The 19,702-nt window shown below is 73.0% G+C and carries 14 protein-coding genes; 12 read left to right on the top strand and 2 right to left on the bottom strand.

Annotated features, from left to right (window positions below):
- Positions 1–14: 14 nt before the first annotated feature.
- Both SNR22_RS05955 and SNR22_RS05960 read left to right on the top strand, forming a co-directional pair.
- A complete protein-coding gene (locus tag SNR22_RS05955) occupies positions 15–1,694 on the top strand; it encodes a bifunctional 3'-5' exonuclease/DNA polymerase (protein ID WP_413775598.1) in 1,680 nt (559 codons plus the stop codon).
- Between the two features lie 161 nt (positions 1,695–1,855).
- Positions 1,856–2,449: an NTP transferase domain-containing protein gene (locus tag SNR22_RS05960; protein WP_320065644.1), complete on the top strand. Its 594-nt coding sequence runs from the start codon at positions 1,856–1,858 to the stop codon at positions 2,447–2,449.
- 72 nt (positions 2,450–2,521) lie between these two features.
- Here the strand turns inward: SNR22_RS05960 and SNR22_RS05965 are convergent, their stop codons facing one another.
- Entirely contained in the window at positions 2,522–3,217 is a 696-nt protein-coding gene (locus SNR22_RS05965) for a methyltransferase (RefSeq protein WP_320065447.1), read from the bottom strand.
- 731 nt (positions 3,218–3,948) lie between these two features.
- Here SNR22_RS05965 and SNR22_RS05970 point away from each other — a divergent pair.
- From SNR22_RS05970 to SNR22_RS06015, 10 genes are all read left to right on the top strand, one after another.
- Positions 3,949–5,082 (top strand): glycine amidinotransferase, encoded by a 1,134-nt coding sequence (locus SNR22_RS05970; RefSeq protein ID WP_320065448.1) that lies wholly within the window; start codon positions 3,949–3,951, stop codon positions 5,080–5,082.
- 186 nt (positions 5,083–5,268) lie between these two features.
- Positions 5,269–6,582: a peptide ligase PGM1-related protein gene (locus SNR22_RS05975; protein ID WP_320065449.1), complete on the top strand. Its 1,314-nt coding sequence runs from the start codon at positions 5,269–5,271 to the stop codon at positions 6,580–6,582.
- A 14-nt stretch (positions 6,583–6,596) separates the two neighbouring features.
- Positions 6,597–7,811, top strand: a complete 1,215-nt coding sequence (locus tag SNR22_RS05980) for a DegT/DnrJ/EryC1/StrS family aminotransferase (RefSeq protein ID WP_320065450.1) — start codon at positions 6,597–6,599, stop codon at positions 7,809–7,811.
- Positions 7,804–9,564 (top strand): carbamoyltransferase, encoded by a 1,761-nt coding sequence (locus SNR22_RS05985; RefSeq protein ID WP_320065451.1) that lies wholly within the window; start codon positions 7,804–7,806, stop codon positions 9,562–9,564. The genes SNR22_RS05980 and SNR22_RS05985 overlap by 8 nt, the downstream gene beginning before the upstream one ends.
- The gene (locus SNR22_RS05990) at positions 9,564–10,241 is read left to right on the top strand and encodes a PIG-L deacetylase family protein (RefSeq protein ID WP_320065452.1); all 678 of its coding nucleotides are present in this window, start codon (positions 9,564–9,566) and stop codon (positions 10,239–10,241) included. Before SNR22_RS05985 ends, SNR22_RS05990 begins: the two co-directional genes overlap by 1 nt.
- A gap of 28 nt (positions 10,242–10,269) precedes the next feature.
- A complete protein-coding gene (gene pseB / locus SNR22_RS05995; RefSeq protein ID WP_320065453.1) occupies positions 10,270–11,280 on the top strand; it encodes a UDP-N-acetylglucosamine 4,6-dehydratase (inverting) in 1,011 nt (336 codons plus the stop codon).
- Complete coding sequence (locus SNR22_RS06000; RefSeq protein ID WP_320065454.1) at positions 11,277–12,926, top strand: hypothetical protein; 1,650 nt, start codon at positions 11,277–11,279, stop codon at positions 12,924–12,926. Before pseB ends, SNR22_RS06000 begins: the two co-directional genes overlap by 4 nt.
- The gene (locus SNR22_RS06005) at positions 12,893–13,681 is read left to right on the top strand and encodes a protein phosphatase 2C domain-containing protein (protein ID WP_320065455.1); all 789 of its coding nucleotides are present in this window, start codon (positions 12,893–12,895) and stop codon (positions 13,679–13,681) included. The genes SNR22_RS06000 and SNR22_RS06005 overlap by 34 nt, the downstream gene beginning before the upstream one ends.
- A gap of 52 nt (positions 13,682–13,733) precedes the next feature.
- Positions 13,734–15,425 (top strand): ABC transporter ATP-binding protein, encoded by a 1,692-nt coding sequence (locus SNR22_RS06010; protein ID WP_320065456.1) that lies wholly within the window; start codon positions 13,734–13,736, stop codon positions 15,423–15,425.
- A complete protein-coding gene (locus tag SNR22_RS06015; RefSeq protein ID WP_320065457.1) occupies positions 15,422–17,191 on the top strand; it encodes an ABC transporter ATP-binding protein in 1,770 nt (589 codons plus the stop codon). Before SNR22_RS06010 ends, SNR22_RS06015 begins: the two co-directional genes overlap by 4 nt.
- 60 nt (positions 17,192–17,251) lie before the next feature.
- On the opposite strand, the gene yicI is transcribed toward SNR22_RS06015, so the two are convergent.
- Positions 17,252–19,531: an alpha-xylosidase gene (gene yicI, locus SNR22_RS06020; protein WP_320065458.1), complete on the bottom strand. Its 2,280-nt coding sequence runs from the start codon at positions 19,529–19,531 to the stop codon at positions 17,252–17,254.
- Positions 19,532–19,702: the final 171 nt, after the last annotated feature.

A 19,702-nucleotide genomic window follows, 5' to 3' on the forward strand; every position in this document is an offset into this window, starting at 1 on the left:
GGAGGATCGCGTTCGTGGTGGTGGCGGTGGTGGTGGGTGAGCGGGGTGGGGGAGTGTTGCAGGACCTCGAGCCCGCCGGCCGGGTCGTCGGTTCGGCCGAGCCGGTGGTTGACCTGGCCGCCGCGGTAGGTGCCCGGGAGGCCGCCGAGCATCCCCGCTGGGTGTGGAGCTCCGGCGCCGCCGTCTACCCGGCACTGCTGCGCGCCGGGGTCCGACTCGACCGTTGCCACGACGTCGAGCTGACCGAATCGCTGCTGCTCGGGCACGCCGGCCGCTGGGGCGAGCCCCGCTCGTTGGCCGCCGCCTGGGCCCGGCTGACCAATGCCCCGGTGCCGCCGGACCCGCCGCCCCGACCCGCCGACCCACCCGGCCAGGGCCAGGGCGCGCTCTTCGACACGCTGCCCGGCCCGCCGGGCCCCGGCATCGAGGCCCTCACCCGGGTGTACGCCGATCAGGTCGCCCGGATCGCCGCGACCGAGCACCCCGGCCGGTTCCGGCTGCTGGTGGCCGCCGAGTCGGCCGGCGCGCTGATCGCCGCCGAGATGGGCGCGATCGGGCTGCCCTGGCGGGCTGAGGTGCACGACGAGATTCTCACCGAGCTGCTCGGCGAGCCGTCCCCGGTCGGCGGCCCGCCCCGCCGGCTGGTCGAGTTGGCCGCCCGGATCGCCGAGGCGTTCGGGGTGCGCCAGTTGCACGCCGACTCCCCGGCCGAGCTGCTGAGGGCGTTCGCCCGGGTCGGGTTCGAGCTGCCCAACACTCGGGCCTGGGTGCTGCGCGGGGTCGACCACCCGGCGGTGCCGCTGGTGCTGGAGCGCAAGGAGCTCTACCGGATCTGGACGGCGCACGGCTGGGCCTGGCGGGACACCTGGGTGCGTGGCGGCCGGTTCCACCCGGAGTACGTCCCCGGCGGGGTGGTCTCCGGACGGTGGGCCACCCGGGGCGGCGGTGCGTTGCAGATCCCGAAGGTGATCCGGCGCGCGGTGGTGGCCGACCCGGGCTGGCGTTTCGTCGTCGCCGACGCCGGTCAGCTCGAGCCGAGGGTGCTCGCCGCCGTTTCCGGTGACGCACGACTCGCCGCGGCAGGCGGGGCCGGCGACCTCTACGCCGCCCTCGCCCGGGACTCCTTCGGCGGGGATCGGGCACGGGCCAAGGTGGCCCTGCTCGGCGCCATGTACGGGCAGACCGGCGGGATGGCCGTCCCCGCCCTGGCGGTGCTGCGGCGCAACTACCCGACTGCCTTCGCGTACGTCGAGGCGGCGGCCCGCACCGGCGAGGCCGGCGGGCTGGTCCGGTCCTGGCTGGGGCGGACGTGCCCGCCCGGCGTGCTCGGCTTCGCCGACGGCGAGGACGCCGGGGTCGAACCCGGCGCGGTGGCCGACCCGCAGGGCCCCCGGGCCCGGGCGGCGCGCTCGCGGGGCCGGTTCACCCGCAACTTCGTCATCCAGGCCACCGCCGCCGAGTGGGCCTCGACCCTGCTGGCCACCCTGCGGGCGGCGCTGGCCGACACTGCCGCCGAGCTGGTCTTCTTCCAGCACGACGAGGTGGTCGTGCACTGCCCGGCCGCGCAGGCTGACGCGGTGGCGCGGGCGGTGCGCGCCAGCGGCGGGCGGGCCACGGCCCTGCTCTTCGGCGACACCCCGGTCCGGTTCCCGCTGGACGTGTCGGTGGTCGACTGTTACGCCGACGCCGATTGACCGGCGGGCGGGCGGGCCTGCCTGGTCGGGTGGGGTGCCTCCAGCCGGCGCGGTGACCACCGCAGGTGCCGGAGGCGGTGTTGACCTTTGCGGCAAATACCCGTTCCGCCCCGACACTCATCCACCGAGTACTCGTTGCACCCGGTGTGCGTATCGCAGGAATGATCATCGCGGCGGGCGGGGGACGCCGTCTCGGTGGCCCCGAGGCGCTGCTGCACCAGGGCGAGCGGCCCCTCGTGGACCGGATGATCGACACGATGACCGAGGCCGGCTGCGACCAGATCGTGGTGGTGCTGGGCGCGGCGGCCGACCAGGTCCGGCAGACCGCCGACCTGTCCCGCGCCACGGTGGTGGTCAACCGGGCCTGGGGCACCGGGGTCGGCTCGTCGATCCGGGCCGGCCTCGCGGCGCTGACCGACGAGGCCGTCGAGGCGGTGGTGGTGGTCCCGGTGGACATGCCGGGGCTCACCCCGACGGCCGTGCGGCGGGTGGTCGCGCTGCCGTTTCCGGACGTGCTGGTCTGCGCCACCTATGACGGGCTGCGCGGGTACCCGATGCTCTTCGGCCGCCGGCACTGGCCCGGGATCGCCACCCTGGCCAGCGCGGACGTGGGCGCCCGGCCGTACCTGTTGGCGCACAAGGAGCAGATCGTGGACATCGCCTGCGACGCGGTGGCCGACGGCAGCCGGGTGGACAGCCCGGAGCTGATGGCCCTTTACGGGCTGACCGTCCCGCCCCAGCGCGTTGGCGTGTGATCCGGCCCGCCGCGTCGGCGGGTGATCCCCCCGCCGGCCGCCGCGTCACGAGGGGACCCACCCCGGGTTCGGCTACTCCTTCGTCGCCACGACGAGGCCGTGCTCGTACGGCAGGCCGGTGAACGAACTGACCCCGCCGAAGCCCGCCTGCCGCGCCCACTGCTCGTAGTCGCCGACCGGGTACGTCATGCCGGCGCCGGTGGCGAGCACGTTGAGGTAGAGCGACAGCCGGGCCGAGTAGACGCCCTCCTCCTCGTCGTCGGAGGCGGGGAAGCCGTAGATGAACAGCCGCCCGCCGGCCGGGAGCACCGCGTGCGCCTTGCTCAGCAGGGTCCGGATCTGCTCGCCGGAGAAGACCTCCAGGACGTGACTGAACAGCACGGCGTCCGCGCCGACCGGCAGCGGGTCGGCGAACAGGTCCCCTGGATGGAGCCGGACCCGGTCGCCATCGGGGGTGTCGACGAGCCGGGTGACGCTCGGCATGTCGAAGATCGTGACCTCGGCCGACGGGTACCGCTCGGCGAACGCCCGCGCGGTCGTGCCGTCACCGCCGCCGACGTCCAGCAGATGCCGGACGGTGGCGACCTCCGGGTTGTCCAGCAGCCCCGGCATCGTCCGTAGCGTGAACGCGGCCATCGAGCGGTGCAGCAGGGTGAAGACGCCCAGGTCGAGCCCGGTGACGACGGCGCTGAACAGCGCCGGGCCGTTCACGATGAGGTGGAACCGCTCGTACGCCGATTGGTCCTGCGGAGCCTCTGCGGGGGACATGCTGTTCCTTTCGACGAGGGGTGGGGGCCGCCGGTCACCAGGTGACCGGCAGGTGGTGGACGCCGTAGAAGCCCATGTCGCCGGAGAGCCGGACATCCTGCGGCGGCACGGCGAGGCGCAGGGTGGGGAACCGACGCAGCAGGGCCGGGTACGCGACGCGTAGCTGGAGACCCGGTTTGTCACGTCGCGCTCGCTCCTGATCGCCGATCGGGCGTGGTCACGGGGCGTCGGCAGGCCCGCAGTCGCAGGCCCGCCCACCACCGCAGGACGCTGCCGGAAACGCCGAGGGGGCGCTCTCGGAAGCCATCGGAAAGCCACCGTCCGGTCGCGCGGCCGGTGCCGCGCAGGGCGTAAGGATCAGTGGCCCACGTTTCAGTGGTAGCCGTAACTAATTCCCCGTTCAGTGCCGGAGCGTATGGCTTGGAAATCAAGCACGCCAATGCCTTGACGGGGAGGGGTGATCCAGTTAGCGTTCCTAACAGTTGCTGCTGACGTTCCACGGGGGGGCGTGCCATGCATTTGTCCGAGCGTGTTCCGTGGTGGCCTGAGGGTCCCGGAGCTGGTCGAACACTCCCTTCGGTTTTGGGCATCCAGCCCTGATTGCCAACCCTTCCGGTTGCTGGGCGGCGGTCTCAAGCGCCGTCCGGCCATCGCTGGTGCTTAGCGTCATCGACACGTGCCGCCCCTGGGCTCGTGCCGCGTATTAGCCTGCGCATCTTCAGGAGGAGTCGATGAAGCTCAATAGCTATGATGAGTGGTCGCCGCTCAGGGAGGTGATTGTCGGATCTGCTGAGAATTACACCTCACATGAGCGTGAACTGTCGTTCGATCTGTTTTTCCACGACAACATCGTACGGACGGAATGGTATTACCCGAGGCTGTCGACGGCCTCGGCCTCGACGGCGGGGCCGACCCGGTCGACGATCAAGCAGCGCTACGTCGAGGAGCTCACCGAGGACATCGAGGGCATCGTGAAGACCTTGGAGTCGCTCGACGTGCGGGTGCACCGGCCGCTGCGCCTGGACGCGGCCACCACGCAGGTCCGCACCCCCGCCTGGTCCGCGGCGGTGGTGCCGCCGCTCAACGTTCGGGACAACAGCATCATCCTGGGCGACGAGATCATCGAAACCCCGCCGATGATCCGGTCGAGATACTTCGAGACCCAGTTCCTCACCCCGGTGTTCGCCGAGTACTTCCGCCAGGGCGCCCGCTGGACCGTCATGCCCCGGCCGATCATGACCGACGCGTCGTTCGACCTCTCGTACGCCAACAGCACCGCCGGCGGCCCGACCGAGGTGATCGAGGACCCGGAGGAGTCCGCCTACGACGTCGGCTACGAGATGATGTTCGACGGCGCCCAGTGCCTGCGCCTCGGCCGCGACATCGTGGTGAACATCTCGACCGCGAACCACGCGCTGGCCTGCGACTGGCTGGAGCGCCACCTGGAGGGCCGCTTCCGCATCCACCGGGTCCACCGGCTTAGCGACAGCCACATCGACAGCATGGTCCTGGCGCTGCGCCCCGGTGTGCTCCTGGTGCGCTCAGAGGCCGTCGCGCAGGCCCTGCCGGAGCCACTGCGCACCTGGAAGACGATCGTCCCGCCGCCGCCGACGGAGAACACCTTCCCCCGGTACGACGACGACGACCTCGTCCTGACCAGCCCCTTCATCGACCTGAACGTGCTGAGCGTCAGCCCGGACACGGTCCTGGTCAACGACGCCTGCCCGGACCTCATGCGGACCCTGGAGCGGCACGGGTTCACCGTGGTGCCGGTCCGGCACCGCCACCGGCGGCTCTTCGGCGGCGGCTTCCACTGCTTCACCCTCGACACCGTCCGCGAGGGCGGGCCGGAGGACTACCTGTAGCGGGTTTCCACCCCGACGGCGGCGGCCTAACCGGCTGCGGCTGTCCTCTAGCTACCTGACCCCGGACCGGATCGAGGAGGGCGTCGCCCGCCTGGCCCGGTTCCTGCGTCGGCTGCCCCCGCGCCACGACGGGCCCGGCGCAGCCGCGCGGCCAACCACCAACCGGACGAGTGAGGATGTGACGCGGTGAGACTGCTCATCGGCAACAGCACGAACATCGACCTGGTCGGTGAGTTCGAGAAGGCCGGGGCGGCCTGGTGGGCCCAACGGCTGGTCTGGTTCGCCCGCGACGGCGACGTGCTGGTGCTGCCTGCGCTGCCGGAGGACGACTACGTCGACTACGTCACCGGCGTGCTCGGCGTCGACCGGGGGTCGCTGCGGCTGCTGGTGCCGCCGCCCGGCGTCGACGGGTCGGCCCGGCTGACCGGGGACCGCCTGGCCGACCCGTCGTTCCTGGCCGACCTCGGGGCGGCCCTCGCCGGGCGTACCGTCGAGCAGGTCCTCGCGACCTGGCCCGACGCCTCCGTGGTCGCCCTCACCCGCCGGGTCGGCCTGCTCGACACGCTGCCCGGCCAGGCGTTCACCAGTCAGGGCGGCGGCACCCTGGTCAACAGCAAGGCGGTCTTCCGGGCCGTCGCCGCAGGGGCCGGCGTGCCGATCCCACCGGGGGCGGTCTGCGCCAACCCGACCGACGCCGAAGGGGCGATCTGGGACCTACTCGTCGAGGACCGCACGGTAATCATCAAGCACGAGTTCTACTCCGGCGGCGTCGGCAACCACATCCTCAGCCGGGTCGAGGGGGTCGAGCCCTACGGCGCTCCGCGCGTGTCGGTCGTGCCGGACCGCGCGGCGGTCGCGAAGTTCCTCGTCGCCGAGTGGGACAGCTTCACCAGCGCGGGCCGGCACCGCCTCGTCGTCGAGGAGTACTTCCCGGGCAGCCGGGCGGTCTTCTCCGAGCTGCTGATCACCGACGGCGGGATCCAGTTCGGCGCGGACGGCGAGATGTTCTACGTGCCGATCGCCAACGCGCAGGCAATCCCGGCGCCGAACCAACCGGCGGGGCGGATGGCCGAGGTCACCGGGCACGCCCGGCGGCTGTGCGAGCCGCTGCGCGCGATGGGCTACCGGGGCTGGCTCTCCGCCGACGCGATCGTGACCCCGGCCGGCGCGGTCTACTTCACCGAGTACAACGGCCGGGTCACCGGCTCCACGCACCTGCACGAGATCCTCGGCCGTCGGGTCGTCGGGCCGGACTTCGCCCGCGACCGGGTGCTCTTCGAGCGGGTCGGCTGGCGGGCGCCGTCGTTCCGGCAGGCGCGCGAGGCAGTCGAGGCCGCCGGGTTGGCCTACGACCCGGCCACCCGCACCGGTGCGCTGTTCTGCAGCGCCTACGACCCGGACGCGGGGTCGGTCTGGTACTGCGCCGTCGCCCCCGACATGGACGCGATCCGGGTGCTGGAGGAGCGGCTCGCGTCGCTGTTCCCGCAGGACCCGAGCTGAGAGGGGACGCCACGATGTCCGTCGACAAGCCGGTGCTGCTCGGCGGTTCGCCGCTGCTCACCGAGACGCCGCCGCTGGCGCGGCCCCCGCTGCTGCGCGAGCACGGCGACCTCCTGGCTGTCTTCGGCGAGATCGTCGCCGGGGGCACCCTGACCAAAGGTGGTCACCTCGCCGCGTTGGAAGCCGAACTCGCGGAGTTCCTCGGCGTCGCGCACACGGTGGCGGTGTCGAGCTGCACGAGTGGGCTGATGCTGCTCATGCGTGTCCTGGGCGCGGGCGGCGAGGTCGTCATGCCCAGTTTCACATTCATGGCCAGCGCGCACGCCGCTCGCTGGAACGGCCTGCGGCCGGTCTTCGCCGACATCGACCCCGGCGGCTTCGGCCTGTCGGCGGCGGCTGCGGCGCAGGCGACCGGCGACCGTACCGTGGCGATCCTCGGGGTGCACGTCTTCGGCACCCCGTGCGACGCCGACGCCCTGGCCGAGGTCGCCGCAGCGCGCGGGGTGCCGCTGCTGCTCGACGCGGCCCCGGCCTTCGGCGCGGTCTACCCCGACGGCACGCGGGTGGGTGGCAAGGGACTCGCCGAGGTGTTCAGCCTCAGCCCGACCAAGCCGTTCACCGCCGGTGAGGGCGGCATCGTCACCACCTCCGACGAGAGCCTGGCCCGGGAGCTGCGCATCGCCCGGGAGTACGGCAACCCGGGCAGCTTCGACAGCCTCTTCGTCGGCCTCAACGCCCGGATGCCGGAGCTGTCCGCAGCGCTGGCCCGGCACCAGCTACCCGGCTTCCCGGACCTGCTGGCCCGCCGGCTGGCGCTCGTGCAGCGGTACCGCGCCGCCCTCGCCGACGTGCCTGGGATCGAGTTCCCCCGGGTGCCGCCCGGCGCGACGAGCACCCACAAGGACCTCTCCCTCACGGTCGACCCGGCGCTGTTCGGCATCGAACGCGACACCCTCGTCGTCGCGCTGCGCGCGGAGAACGTGCCGACCCGCAACTACTTCGACCCACCCGTGCACCGCCAGACCGCCTACCGCGAGGCGGTGTCCGGGCCGCTGCCGAACACCGAGGCCCGCGCTTCGGCGGTGTTCGCGGTGCCGCTGTACAGCGGGATGACCGACGACGTGGTGGACAGGATCTGCGCGGTTATCCGCCGCGTCCAGGCCCACGCCGACAGCGTCGCGCAGGCCGTCCGGCCCACCCCGCAGATGAGGAGTGTCGAGCATGTCTGACCAGGTTTTTCTCGGCATATCCACCGCCGAGGTCGATCCGGCGGTGGCGGCGGTCGTCGACGGCCGTGTCGTCGCGTACGCCGAGGAGGAACGGTTCCTGCGCACCAAGCACGCGCCGGGCCGCTATCCGGACCGGGCGCTGCGCTACTGCCTGGCAACCGCCGGGGTACGGCTCGAAGAGGTCGCCTCGGTCACCGTCGGTTACGACCTGGCCGCCTACACCGACGGCCGGATGCGGCGGTTCTTCGACGGCATGGCGCAGGAGTGGCCGCTGGACCGGGCCACCCTGGACTGGCAGCGCGGCTGCCTGCGCGAGTTCGACATCGCCGGGCAGACGGCGAAGCACCACTACCACTGGCGGCGGCAGTACGGCGACATCGCGTTCCCGCCGATCCGCTTCGCGCCGCACCACTACACCCACGCGTTCCAGTCGGCGATGGAGTCGCCGTTCGAGTCGGCCGTCGTGCTGACCCTGGACGGCTCCGGCGACCAGCACACCACCGTCCTGTGGCTCAAGCGGGGCGCGGAACTCACGCCGCTGCGCGAGGTGTGCATGCCGCACTCCCTCGGCTGGTTCTACGCCGCGTTCACCGAGTATCTCGGGTTCGACGCCTACGACGGCGAGTACAAGGTGATGGGCCTGGCCGCGCACGGAGGGCCCGACCCGGCCCTGGCGGACCTCGTCGGCCAAGTGCTGCTCCCGGCGTCCGACGGGGTGGAGTACCGGCTCGACCCGTCCTACATCCACTACGGGGAGCACTCCTACTCGCGGCGGTTCACCGACAAGCTCGTCAAGCTGCTCGGCGGGGCACCGCGCCTGCCCCGTGACCCGCTCACCGGCTGGCACATGGACCTCGCCTTCGCGGTGCAGCAGGCGCTGGAGGACGCGGCCTGCCGGTTGATCCGCTGGGGGGTCGCGCAGACCGGCGTCTCCGAGGTGTGCATCGGCGGCGGGGTCGGGCTGAACGTGAAGATGAACTCGCGGATCTTCGCGCTGCCCGAGGTCACCGACGTCTTCGCCCACCCGCTCTGCGCCGACAACGGCCAGGCGGCGGGCGCCGCGCTGGTCACCTGCCACCGGGAGACCGGTGCGCTGCCACCGCCGCTGACGTCCGTCGCCTGGGGCCCGGAGTCCGACGACGAGGAGATCGAGGCGGTCCTGCGTAACGCCGGCGTCGCGTACACCCGCAGCGACGACATCTGCGAGACGATCGCCGCCGACCTGGTCGCGGGCCGGCTCGTGGCCTGGTGCCAGGGGCGGCTGGAGGCGGGCCCGCGCGCCCTCGGGCAGCGCAGCATCCTCGCCGACCCGCGCGGCGTCGAGGTGCGCGACCGGGTCAACGCGGCGGTCAAGCAGCGGGAACTGTGGCGTCCGTTCGGCCCGTCGATGACCGCCTCGGCGGCCGGGCGCTACTTCACCCGCCACACCGATTCGCGGTACATGACCATGGCGTTCCCGGCGAGCGAGGCGCTGCGCCGTGACGCACCGGCGATCGTGCACACCGACGGCAGCTCTCGGGCGCAGATCGTGCATGAGTCGGCGAACCCCCGCTACCACCGGCTCATCGAGCGCTTCGGCGAGCTCACCGGCGTTCCGGTGGTGCTCAACACGTCGTTCAACGTGCGCGGCGAGCCGATCGTGTCCAGCACGGAGGACGCGCTGCGGACGTTCTTCGCCACCGGGCTGGACGTGCTGGCCGTCGGCGACTTCGTCGTGCGCAAGGACCGGACCGACGAGACAGGAGAGAGCTGATGGCACGGCGGCGCATCCTCGTGGTCGCGGCACACCCCGACGACGAGATCCTCGGCATGGGCGGGACCATCGCGAAGCACGCGCTGCACGAGGGCGCGGAGGTCGCCGTGCTCTGGGTCTCCGAGGGCAGCTCGACGCAGTACCCGGGCGACGAGCGGATCGCCCAGCAGAAGTTCCGGGAGGCCGAGGCGGCGGCGAAGACCCTCGGGGTGACGCACTGCGTGCAGCGCACGCTGCCGGACATGCGCCTGGACACCGTCGGCCACGTCGAGGTGAACCGGGTCGTGGAGGACGCGGTCGACGAGTTCGGGCCCGACACCGTCTACACGGTCCACCCGGACGTCAACATGGACCACCGCACGGTCTTCCACTCGGTGATGGTGGCGACGCGCCCCTACGCCGGCGGTTCGGTGCGGCGGGTGCTCAGCTACGCCACCACCTCGGGCATCGAGTGGACCCCCCCGTTCGAGGCGTCGTTCGCGCCGAACGTCTTCGTTGACGTCACCGCCACCATCGAGGACAAGGTGTCCGCGTTCTCCTGCTACCAGACGGAGACCCGGCCGTGGCCGCACCCACGGTCGTCGCGGGCGATCAGGTCCAACGCGGAGAGCTGGGGCAGCGGCGTCGGCTGGGCCTACGCGGAGCCCTTCGTCCTGATCCGTGAACTGTGCACCTGACGGGCCGGCCCGAAAAGGAATGATGTCCATGAGCGTCCTTCGTAACTCCACCATCCTCGTCACCGGCGGAACCGGGTCGTTCGGCAAGGCGTTCGTCCAGCACGCGCTGGCGTTCCTGGACCCCGAGCTGGTCCTCGTCTATTCCCGCGACGAGCTCAAGCAGTACGAGATCCGCCAGCACTTCCCCGCTGAGCCTCGGCTGCGTCCGGTCATCGGCGACATCCGCGACCGCGACCGGCTCACCCACTGCATGCGCGGCGTGGACTTCGTGGTGCACGCGGCCGCGCTGAAGCAGGTCGACACGGCCGAGGGACAGGGCTTCGAGTTCGTCAAGACCAACGTCGTGGGATCGCAGAATGTCATCGACGCCGCGCTGGCCAACGGCGTGCGGCAGGTCGTGGCGCTCTCGACCGACAAGGCGTCCAGCCCGATCAACCTCTACGGCGCGACGAAGATGGTCGCGGACAAGCTCTTCACCTCCAGCGACGGCGGGCCTACCCGCTTCTCCGTGGTGCGGTACGGCAACGTCATGGGCAGCCGGGGCTCGGTCATCCCGCTGTTCCAGCGGCTGGGGGCGCGCACCGGCGCGAGCCTGCCCATCACCGACAAGCGAATGACCCGATACCTCATCACCCTCGACGAGGCGGTCCGGTTCGTGGTGGAGACCTTCGACGTGATGCGCGGCGGCGAGCTGTACGTGCCGAAGATCCCGAGCGTGCGCATCTCGGACCTGGCCGAGGCCATCGCGCCGGGCTGCCCCACCTACGAGGTCGGCATCCGCCCGGGGGAGAAGGTGCACGAGGAACTGATCGCCGCCGAGGACAGTCAGCGTACGTTCCAGTCCGCCGACCGGTACGTCGTCATGCCGACCATCCGGCGGGTCGGCTACCTCGCACCGGAGGGGTGCCGGCGGGTCGAGGAGGGCTTCCGCTACCGCTCCGACCTCAACTCCGACTGGCTCGGCGTCGAGGAGCTGCGGGCACTGGTCGAGCTCATCGACGGGCCCGGGGAGCCGTGCGCCGTGGTGGCCCCGCGGTGAGCGCGGCGATCCGGCTCACCGGCGGGGTCATGGCACATCCGCGCCGGCTCGGGCCCGGCCGGGAGCTGCTGGCCACCACCCCGCCGGGGCTGCTGGAGCTGGTGCTCGACCCGCAACCGGACGGGCCGCCGACCGGGCTGCGTACGGCGATGCGGGCGTGGTCGTCGATTCCCGCCGGCTCGACGCACCACGTCGTGCTGGAGGACGACGCGCTGTTGGTGCCGGGCTTCGCCGAGCACGCCGTGCGGGCCGCGACCGGGGCGCCGGACGCGGCCGTGGTGTTCCACGCCAACTGGTGCTCCCGCACCGGCGCGGCGGTCCGCCTCGGCGCGCTGGCCGGGGCCCGGTGGGTGCGCGCGGCGCGGGAGTACACCCCGACGGTCGCACTGATGTTGCCGGCGGCCGTCGGGGCGGGGTTCGCGGCGTTCGCCCGGCAACACGCCGGTGACTGGGCCGGTGACGTGGTGATGGCCCGCTACCTCGCGGCACGGGGTGTCCGGACGTACGTGACCGTGCCGAACCTCGTCGAGCACGGCGACTTCCCCAGCGTCGCGGAGAACGACGCCCACGGGTTGCGGCTCTCGGCGTGCTACGGAGAGCCGCCGCCGGGCGCGGACTGGTCGATCACCGGCGCGGTGGAGCCGGCGGCGTTGCCCTTCTACAAGTTCGGACTCGCGCTCTGTGCCGTGCGCGGCGACGCGGGCCGTTGGTCGACTGTCGGCCCGCAGCGCTGGGCCCGCCGGCTGGGCGTCGACGTCGACGACTGCGCCACGACCTTCGCCGCCGCCCTGGCCCGGTCCGCCGTGTTGCGCGAGCGGTTCGACGACGACGTGCTGCTCGGGGTGTGGCGCACGGCGTACGCGACGGGCGCGGTGGGCCGTCGGCCCGGACAGGACGTGTCCGCGCTGGCGGCGGACCCGCTGGTGGTGCGGGCCGCGCAGTCGATCGGCCCGGGGGGCCTCTGCCTGAGTGTCGGCGGGCACGAGCTGCTGGCGCTGCGGCAACCGCTCGGTGAGCTGGCCCTGGCCGGGGTCGTCGCTGGGCTGCGCGCCCCGGCGGGGGTCCGCCCGGCGGCGGGGCGTCGCGCCGGTGGCCGGCACCGGCGGGTGGTCGTCGTGCCCTGCGCGCCGCCCGTGGCGCCGTCGCTCGGGCAGGCCCTGGCCGGCGAGCTCGCCGACCGGGGCCACGACGTGACGGTGGTGGCGGCCGACGACGCCGTCCGGGTGACGGGCACGGGCCCGCAACCGGGGACCGTGACCCTGCGCACCGGCACGCCGTACGGCCCGGGTGTGCCCTGCCAGCCGCTCGACGACTACGTCGCCCGGTCGCTCGTCGCCCAGCCGATCGTTGTGGACCGCGACTGCCGGGCGACCTCCTACTCACACGTGTGGGACATCGCCGCCGAGGTCGCCCGGGCGCTCGACGGCACGCCGGTCGACCCGCCCGACGCGGGATCGCTCGTGGACCCGGCGGAGCTGGCCGTGCTGGTCTCGCGGACGGTCAAGCCGGTGCCGGTCCTGGACGGCGACACCCCGCTGACCGCCCCGCCGGGGACGGCGGGGCGGGACGGGCCCGGGATCCGCCTCACCGACGGCATCCGCACGGTCGGTCAGTGGCTGGCCTACGAGGCGGACGGGTGGCGGTGAGCATGGAGGTGACGATGTGCAGCCGCGCCGCGCCCGACGTCGACAACGAGGACGCCGTCGCGGCCGGCGACACGTTCGCGGTGGCGCTTGACGGCGCGACCGCCGAGCCGGGGGTTGCCTCCGGCTGTCGCCACGGGGTCCGCTGGTTCGCCCGCTCGGTCGCGGGGGAGCTGGGCCGGCTCCTCGGCGCGGACGCCGCCGGGCCGCTGCCGGTGCTCCTGAGTGCCGCCGCCGGGGCGGTCCGCACGGCCCACGTCGACACCTGCGACCTCGACGACCCGCGCAGCCCGTCGGCGACCGTGGCGATGCTGCGGCTGCGTGACGATCGGGTCGAGCACCTCGTCCTCGGCGACGCCGTGCTGCTGCTGCGCGACCGGCGGGGGGCGGTCACGGTGGTCACCGACGACCGGCTTCGCCGGTTCCACCACCTGCCCTGGTCGCAGCTGCACGGCAGGCGCAACGTGCCCGGCGGCTTCTGGGTCGTCGGGGCGCGGCCGGACGCCGCCGCCGAGGCGCTGACCGGCTCGGTGGCGGTCGCGGAGCTGGACTGCGCCGCCGTGCTCACCGACGGGGCGGCCCGGCTCGTGGAGCGCTTCGGCTGGACGTGGGGCGACCTGCTCGCCGTACTCGGGCGGGGTGGTCCGGCTGCGGTGATCGCCGCGACCCGGGCGGCGGAACGGGCCGATCCCCCCGTCGACCCGGACGACAAGACACACGACGATGCGAGCGCGGCCTTTTGCCGCTTCCATGTTTGAATAGTGAACATTCTTTCCTGTCACCGTCCGCTTCTCCCTGATAAGAGGGTGCGTGCGAAACTTCCCGGAACCCCCAGTCGTCACCCCGGATTGCCGATCGTCGCTGCGATATCTGTGCTGGCTCGCCAGCGGATTCCGTACCCCGATTTTGCTCGGCGCCGTCGCCGGAATCGCCTGCACCGTCGCGCAGGCACTGATCCCGGCGGCCCTCGGCGAGGCCATCGACGCCGGCATCGTTGGCCGCGACCGGCCGGCACTGCTCTGGTGGGGCGGCGTGATCCTGGTCCTCGGCGTGGTGCAGGCGTTGACAGGGCTCGGGCAGGACCGCTGCGGACTGACCGCGTCGCTCGGTGCCGCGTACCGCACGCTGCAACTCGTCACCGCGCAGGCCGCCCGGCTGGGCGGCACGCTGCGCACGGTGGCATCCACCGGCGAGGTCGTGAGCGTCGGCGTCGCCGACATCACCCAGCTCGGTGCCGCGCTGGAGACGACGGGCCGGTTCGCCGGCGCCGTCGTGGTGATCGTCGTGGTGGCCGGCATCATGCTGAGCGCGTCCTGGCAGCTGGGGCTCGTCGTCCTCGTCGGGGTGCCGGCCATGCTCTGGGCCGTCGGGCTACTCCTGCGCCCCCTGCACGGCCGTCAGCAGCACCTGCGTGACCAGCAGGCCGAGCTGACCATTCACGCCGTGGACATCAGCAGCGGCCTGCGCGTCCTGCGCGGCATCGGCGGCGAGGCCGAGTTCTCCCGCCGCTACCGGCGGATGTCGCAGCGGGTACGCGGCGCCGGTGTCCGGGTGGCCGGCGTGGAGGCGGCCCTGGACGCCGCCAAGACCCTCCTGCCAGGGCTGCTGTTGGTCGCCGTCGTCTGGCTGGGCGCGGAGTCGGTCCTCGACGGCCGGCTCAGCGTCGGGCAGCTCGTCGCCTTCTACGGTTACGCGGTCTTCCTCGCCACCCCGCTGCGCCGCGTCGCCGACGGCGCCGACCAGTTCACCAGAGGAAACGTCGCCGCCGCGCGGGTGGTCCGGCTGCTGAACATCGAACCCGAGCACGCCTCGGGCACGACCGCGCTGCCGGACGGCCCGCTGGAGCTCGTCGATCCCGACGCCGGTCTCACCATCCAGCCCGGCCGGTTCGTCGCGGTCGCCTGCGCGACCCCGTCCGACGCTGCGCTGCTCGCCGACCGGCTCGGCCGACACACCGGCACGGCCGTCACGTTCGGCGGGGTGCCGTTGCGCGACGTGCCGCTGGAACAGGTCCGCGCCCGCATCCTGGTCACCACCAACGAGGACCGGCTCTTCGCCGGCCCGCTACGCACCGAACTCGACCCCGCCGACCGCCCCGACGGGCTTCCCGCCGTGCTCGAGGCGTCGTCGTCGCGGGACATCATCGAGGCACTGCCCGACGGCCTAGACCAGGCGGTCGTCGGCGCCGGGCAGGAGTTCTCCGGCGGGCAGCGGCAGCGGTTGCGGCTGGCCCGCGCGCTGAACGCCGACCCCGAGGTGCTCGTGCTCGTCGACCCGACCAGCGCCGTCGACGCGCACACCGAGGCGCGCATCGCCGAGCGTCTGCGCCAGGCCCGCGCTGGGCGCACGACCGTGGTCTTCACGACCAGCCCGATCATGCTCAACGCCGCCGACCGGGTCGCCGTCGTCGTCGACGGCAGGGTCGTCGCCGAGGGCGCCCACCAGGGGCTGCGCGGCGACGCCCGGTACCGACCGATCATTGCCAGGGAGGACGAAGCGTGAACACCGGCGACCCCGTGCCCACCCTGCCCGTCGCGTCGGCGCGGGAGGTCCGGGCCCAGGCCCGCCGCCTCGCCGTCCAGCACCGTGGCGCACTGCTCGGCGCGCTCGCCCTGCACGCCTGCACCGCCGCGTCCGGCTTGGTCGCGCCGCGGCTGCTCGGTGACCTCATCGGCGAGGTCTCCCGGGGCGCCGCCGACGTCACCCACGCCGTTGTGCTCATCCTCGTGTTCGTGATGGCGCAGGCGGTCCTGCTGGCTGCCGCCGTCTACGCCTCCGCCCGCCTCGGCGAGAGCGTCCTGGCCGAGCTGCGCGAGGAGTTCGTCGACAACGTCCTGGCGCTGCCCCTGGCCACGGTCGAGCGGGCCGGCACCGGCGACCTGGTCAACCGCACCACCCGGGACGTCGACCTGCTCTCCCGGGCGGTGCGCCAGGCCGTGCCGGACACGCTCTTCGCCGGCACGACGATCGTGCTGACCGTCGGGGCGCTGATCCTCGTCGACCCGCTGCTGGCCCTGCCGTGCCTGGTCGCGGTGCCGGTGCTCTGGGCGGCGACCCGCTGGTACCTGCGCCGGGCCCGCGACGGCTACCTGCGGCAGAGCGCCTCGTACGCGCGCATCACCGACGGGCTGACCGACACCGCCGAGGGCGCCCGCACCGTCGAGGCCCTGCGCATCGCGCACCGCCGTACGGCCCGCGCCGACGCCGACATCGCCGAGTCCTACCAGGCGGAGCGTTACACCCTTCATCTGCGCTCGGTGTTCCTGCCGATCTGCGACGTCGCGTACGTGCTGCCCGTCGCGGCGACCCTGGTGCTCGGCGGCGTGTTCTATCTCGACGGCCTGGTCACCCTGGCCGCGGTCACCACCGCCACCCTCTACGTGCAGCAGGTCATCGTCCCGGTCGACATCCTGCTGTACTGGATGAACGAGCTGCAGATCGGCGGCGCGTCGCTGGCGAGGACCCTCGGCGTACGCGGCGCGGCCCCGGCCGGCGCGTCGCTTCCGGTGGCCCCGGCCGGCGCGTCGGTTCCGGTGGCCCCGGCCGGTGGCGGCGGGGTGACGCTGGACGGGGTCAGCTTCGCCTACCGGGCGGGCCACGACGTCCTGCGCGACGTCACCCTGCACGTCGAGCCCGGTGAGCGGCTCGCCGTCGTCGGCCCCACCGGCGCCGGCAAGTCGACCCTCGGCCGGCTCGTCGCCGGGATCGCGCCGCCGACGTCCGGCACGGTCACCATCGACGGCGCTGTCCTGGCCGACCTGCCCTTGGCCGACCTGCGCAGCCGGGTCGCGCTCGTCACCCAGGAGCACCACGTCTTCGCCGGCACCCTGCGCGAGAACCTCGTCATGGCGAAGCCGTCGGCGACCGACGAGGAGCTGGAGAAGACCCTCAAGGCGCTGGACGCCGGGGACTGGGTCGCAGGGCTGGGCCTGGATGCCGCGGTCGGCGCGGGCGGGGTGGCCCTGTCACCCGCGCAGGCCCAGCAACTGGCCCTGGCCCGGCTGGCTCTGGCCGATCCGCAGGTGCTGGTCCTGGACGAGGCGACGTCGCTGCTCGCGCCGAGGACCGCGCGGCACGTCGAGCGGTCCCTGTCGGCGGTCCTGGCGGGGCGCACCGTCATCGCCATCGCCCACCGGCTGCACACCGCCCACGACGCCGACCGCATCGCGGTGCTCCAGGAGGGCCGCGTGGTGGAGCTGGGCAGTCACGACGAGCTGGTGCGGGCCGGCGGCGTCTACGCGGCCCTCTGGCGCTCCTGGCACGGCTAGCCGTGCGGCGCTCCCGACCCGGCCGGCCGTGCGGCGCTCCCGGCCCGGCCCGGCCGGACGTCACTCCTGGCCGGTGGACCGGCCCGAGGACACCGGGCCGTCCCCGGCCGCCGGGATCGCGCCCACCACGTCGCAGTCGTACCCCGTCGACCTGCCAGCCACCAGTTCGGCGGCAGCCGCGCCGTCGGCGTAGCGGACCTCGAACTCCGCGCCGGGGCCGTCGCCGGGCGAGGGCACCCGCACCCGGGTCCGCTGCCCCGGCCCGGGCGCGAAGAGCCGCAGCCGTATGCCGTCGGCCCACTCGTAGTCGGGCCGGTCGTCGGTGGCGCCGAACGGGATCACCGAGCCGGGGCGGGCCAGCACCGGCAGGCTGTCGAAGGCGTGCTTCTCGGTCACCCAGGCCGGCCCGGTGAGCTGCTCGCCGGTGACCAGGTGGGTCCAGGTGCCGGCCGGCACGTAGAACGTCACCTGGTCGTCGGCGCTCAGCACGGGCGCCACCAGCACGTCGGGGCCGAGCATGTACTGCCGGTCCAGGTAGGCCGCGGCCGGGTCCTCGGGGAACTCCACCACCATCGGGCGCATCACCGGCACCCCGTCGCGGTGCGCCTCCTCGGCCGCCGCCGCGAGGTACGGCATCAGGCGCAGCTTGAGCCGGGTGAAGTGGCGCAGCACCTCGACGGCCTCGTCGTCGTACGCCCACGGCACCCGGTACGAGCCGGAGCCGTGCAGCCGGGAGTGCGAGGAGAGCAGCCCGAACGCGATCCACCGCTTGAACACGGCCGGATCGGGGGTGCCCTCGAAGCCGCCGATGTCGTGGCTCCAGTAGCCGAACCCGGACGCGGACAGCGACAGCCCGCCACGCAGCGACTCGGCCATCGCCACGAAGGTGGACTCGCAGTCGCCGCCCCAGTGCACCGGGAACTGCTGGCCGCCGGCGGTGGCCGACCGGGCGAACACGACTGCCTCGCCGACCCCGCGTTCGGCCTCCAGCAGCGCGAAGACCGCCCGGTTGTAGAGGTGGGTGTAGTAGTTGTGCATCCGCTGCGGGTCCGACCCGTCGTGCCAGACGACGTCGGTGGGGATGCGCTCGCCGAAGTCGGTCTTGAAGCAGTCCACGCCCATGTCGAGCAGGGCTCTGAGCTTGCCGGAGAACCAGGCCACCGCGTCGGGGTTGGTGAAGTCGACCAGCGCCATGCCGGCCTGCCATTTGTCCCACTGCCACACCGACCCGTCCGGGTTGCGCACCAGGTATCCGGCCTGGCGGCCCTCCTCGAACAGGTGGGAGCGCTGGGCGATGTACGGGTTGATCCAGACGCACACCCGTAGGCCGCGCTCGTGCAGCCGGCGCAGCATCCCCTCCGGGTCGGGGAAGGTCGCCGGGTCCCAGACGAAGTCGACCCAGTGGAACTGCCGCATCCAGAAGCAGTCGAAGTGGAACACCGACAGCGGCAGGTCCCGCTCGGCCATCCCGTCGACGAACTCGGTGACGGTCTTCTCGTCGTACGAGGTGGTGAACGACGTCGACAGCCACAGCCCGTACGACCAGGCCGGGACGCGGGCGGGCCGGCCGGTCAGCGCGGTGTAGCGGCGCAGCACGTCCTTCGGGGTGGGCCCGTCGATGACGTGGTAGGTCAGCGACTGGCCCTCGACGCTGAACTGGGCCTGCGACACCACCTCCGAGGCGACCTCGAACGACACGTGTTCCGGGTGGTCGACGAAGACGCCGTACCCGGCGCTGCTCAGATAGAACGGCACGTTCTTGTACGCCTGCTCGGTGGCGGTGCCGCCGTCGGCGTTCCAGATGTCGACGGCCTGCCCGTTCTTGACGAACGGACCGAAGCGCTCGCCGAGCCCGTACACCGTCTCGCCGACCCCCAGCGCCAGCCGCTCGTGGACGAAGGTGCGGCCCGCGCCGTCGGTGACGATGCCGATGCTGCGCTCGGTGGACGAGGTGACCGGGTGGCCGCCGCGCAGGAAGTCGACCCGCCACCGGTCGACGAGGGTGACCCGGGCGGTCAGTTCGCCGGTGGTCAGCGACGCGCTGGCCCCGGTGACCGCCACGGTGACCGGGTGGTCGTCGCCGGCCGAGAGCGCGAAGCGGGGCTGCTCCGGGGGCCCGCCGAGGTGGTGGCCGATGCTCACCCCGACGACGCCGGGGGCGGGGGAGAAGAACCGGACGGTGACGACCGGCATGTTGAGGGTGTCGCCCCGCCCGGTGATCCGACCCGTCGGCGCGAAGACGGTGAAGCCGCGGGCGTCCGGCTCCACCGATTCGACCGTGCCGGGGCGCAGCACGCTGACCCCGGGTCGCAGTTGCCAGTACCCGTCGGTGAACTTCACGTCTCGGCTCCTGCCGTGATGCCGCGGTTCAGCGTGCGCACGCTCTGGACGACGGTGCAGGCGATGATCACCACCGTCGCGGCGGTGGTTCCCGGACCGCTCGAAACGCCCAGTCGAAGCGTTTCGACAGACCGTAGGCCACCCGTTACGAAGGCGTCAACAGTCGATGGC

This window comes from Micromonospora sp. RTGN7, from assembly GCF_033804645.1.
Taxonomy (GTDB): domain Bacteria; phylum Actinomycetota; class Actinomycetes; order Mycobacteriales; family Micromonosporaceae; genus Micromonospora.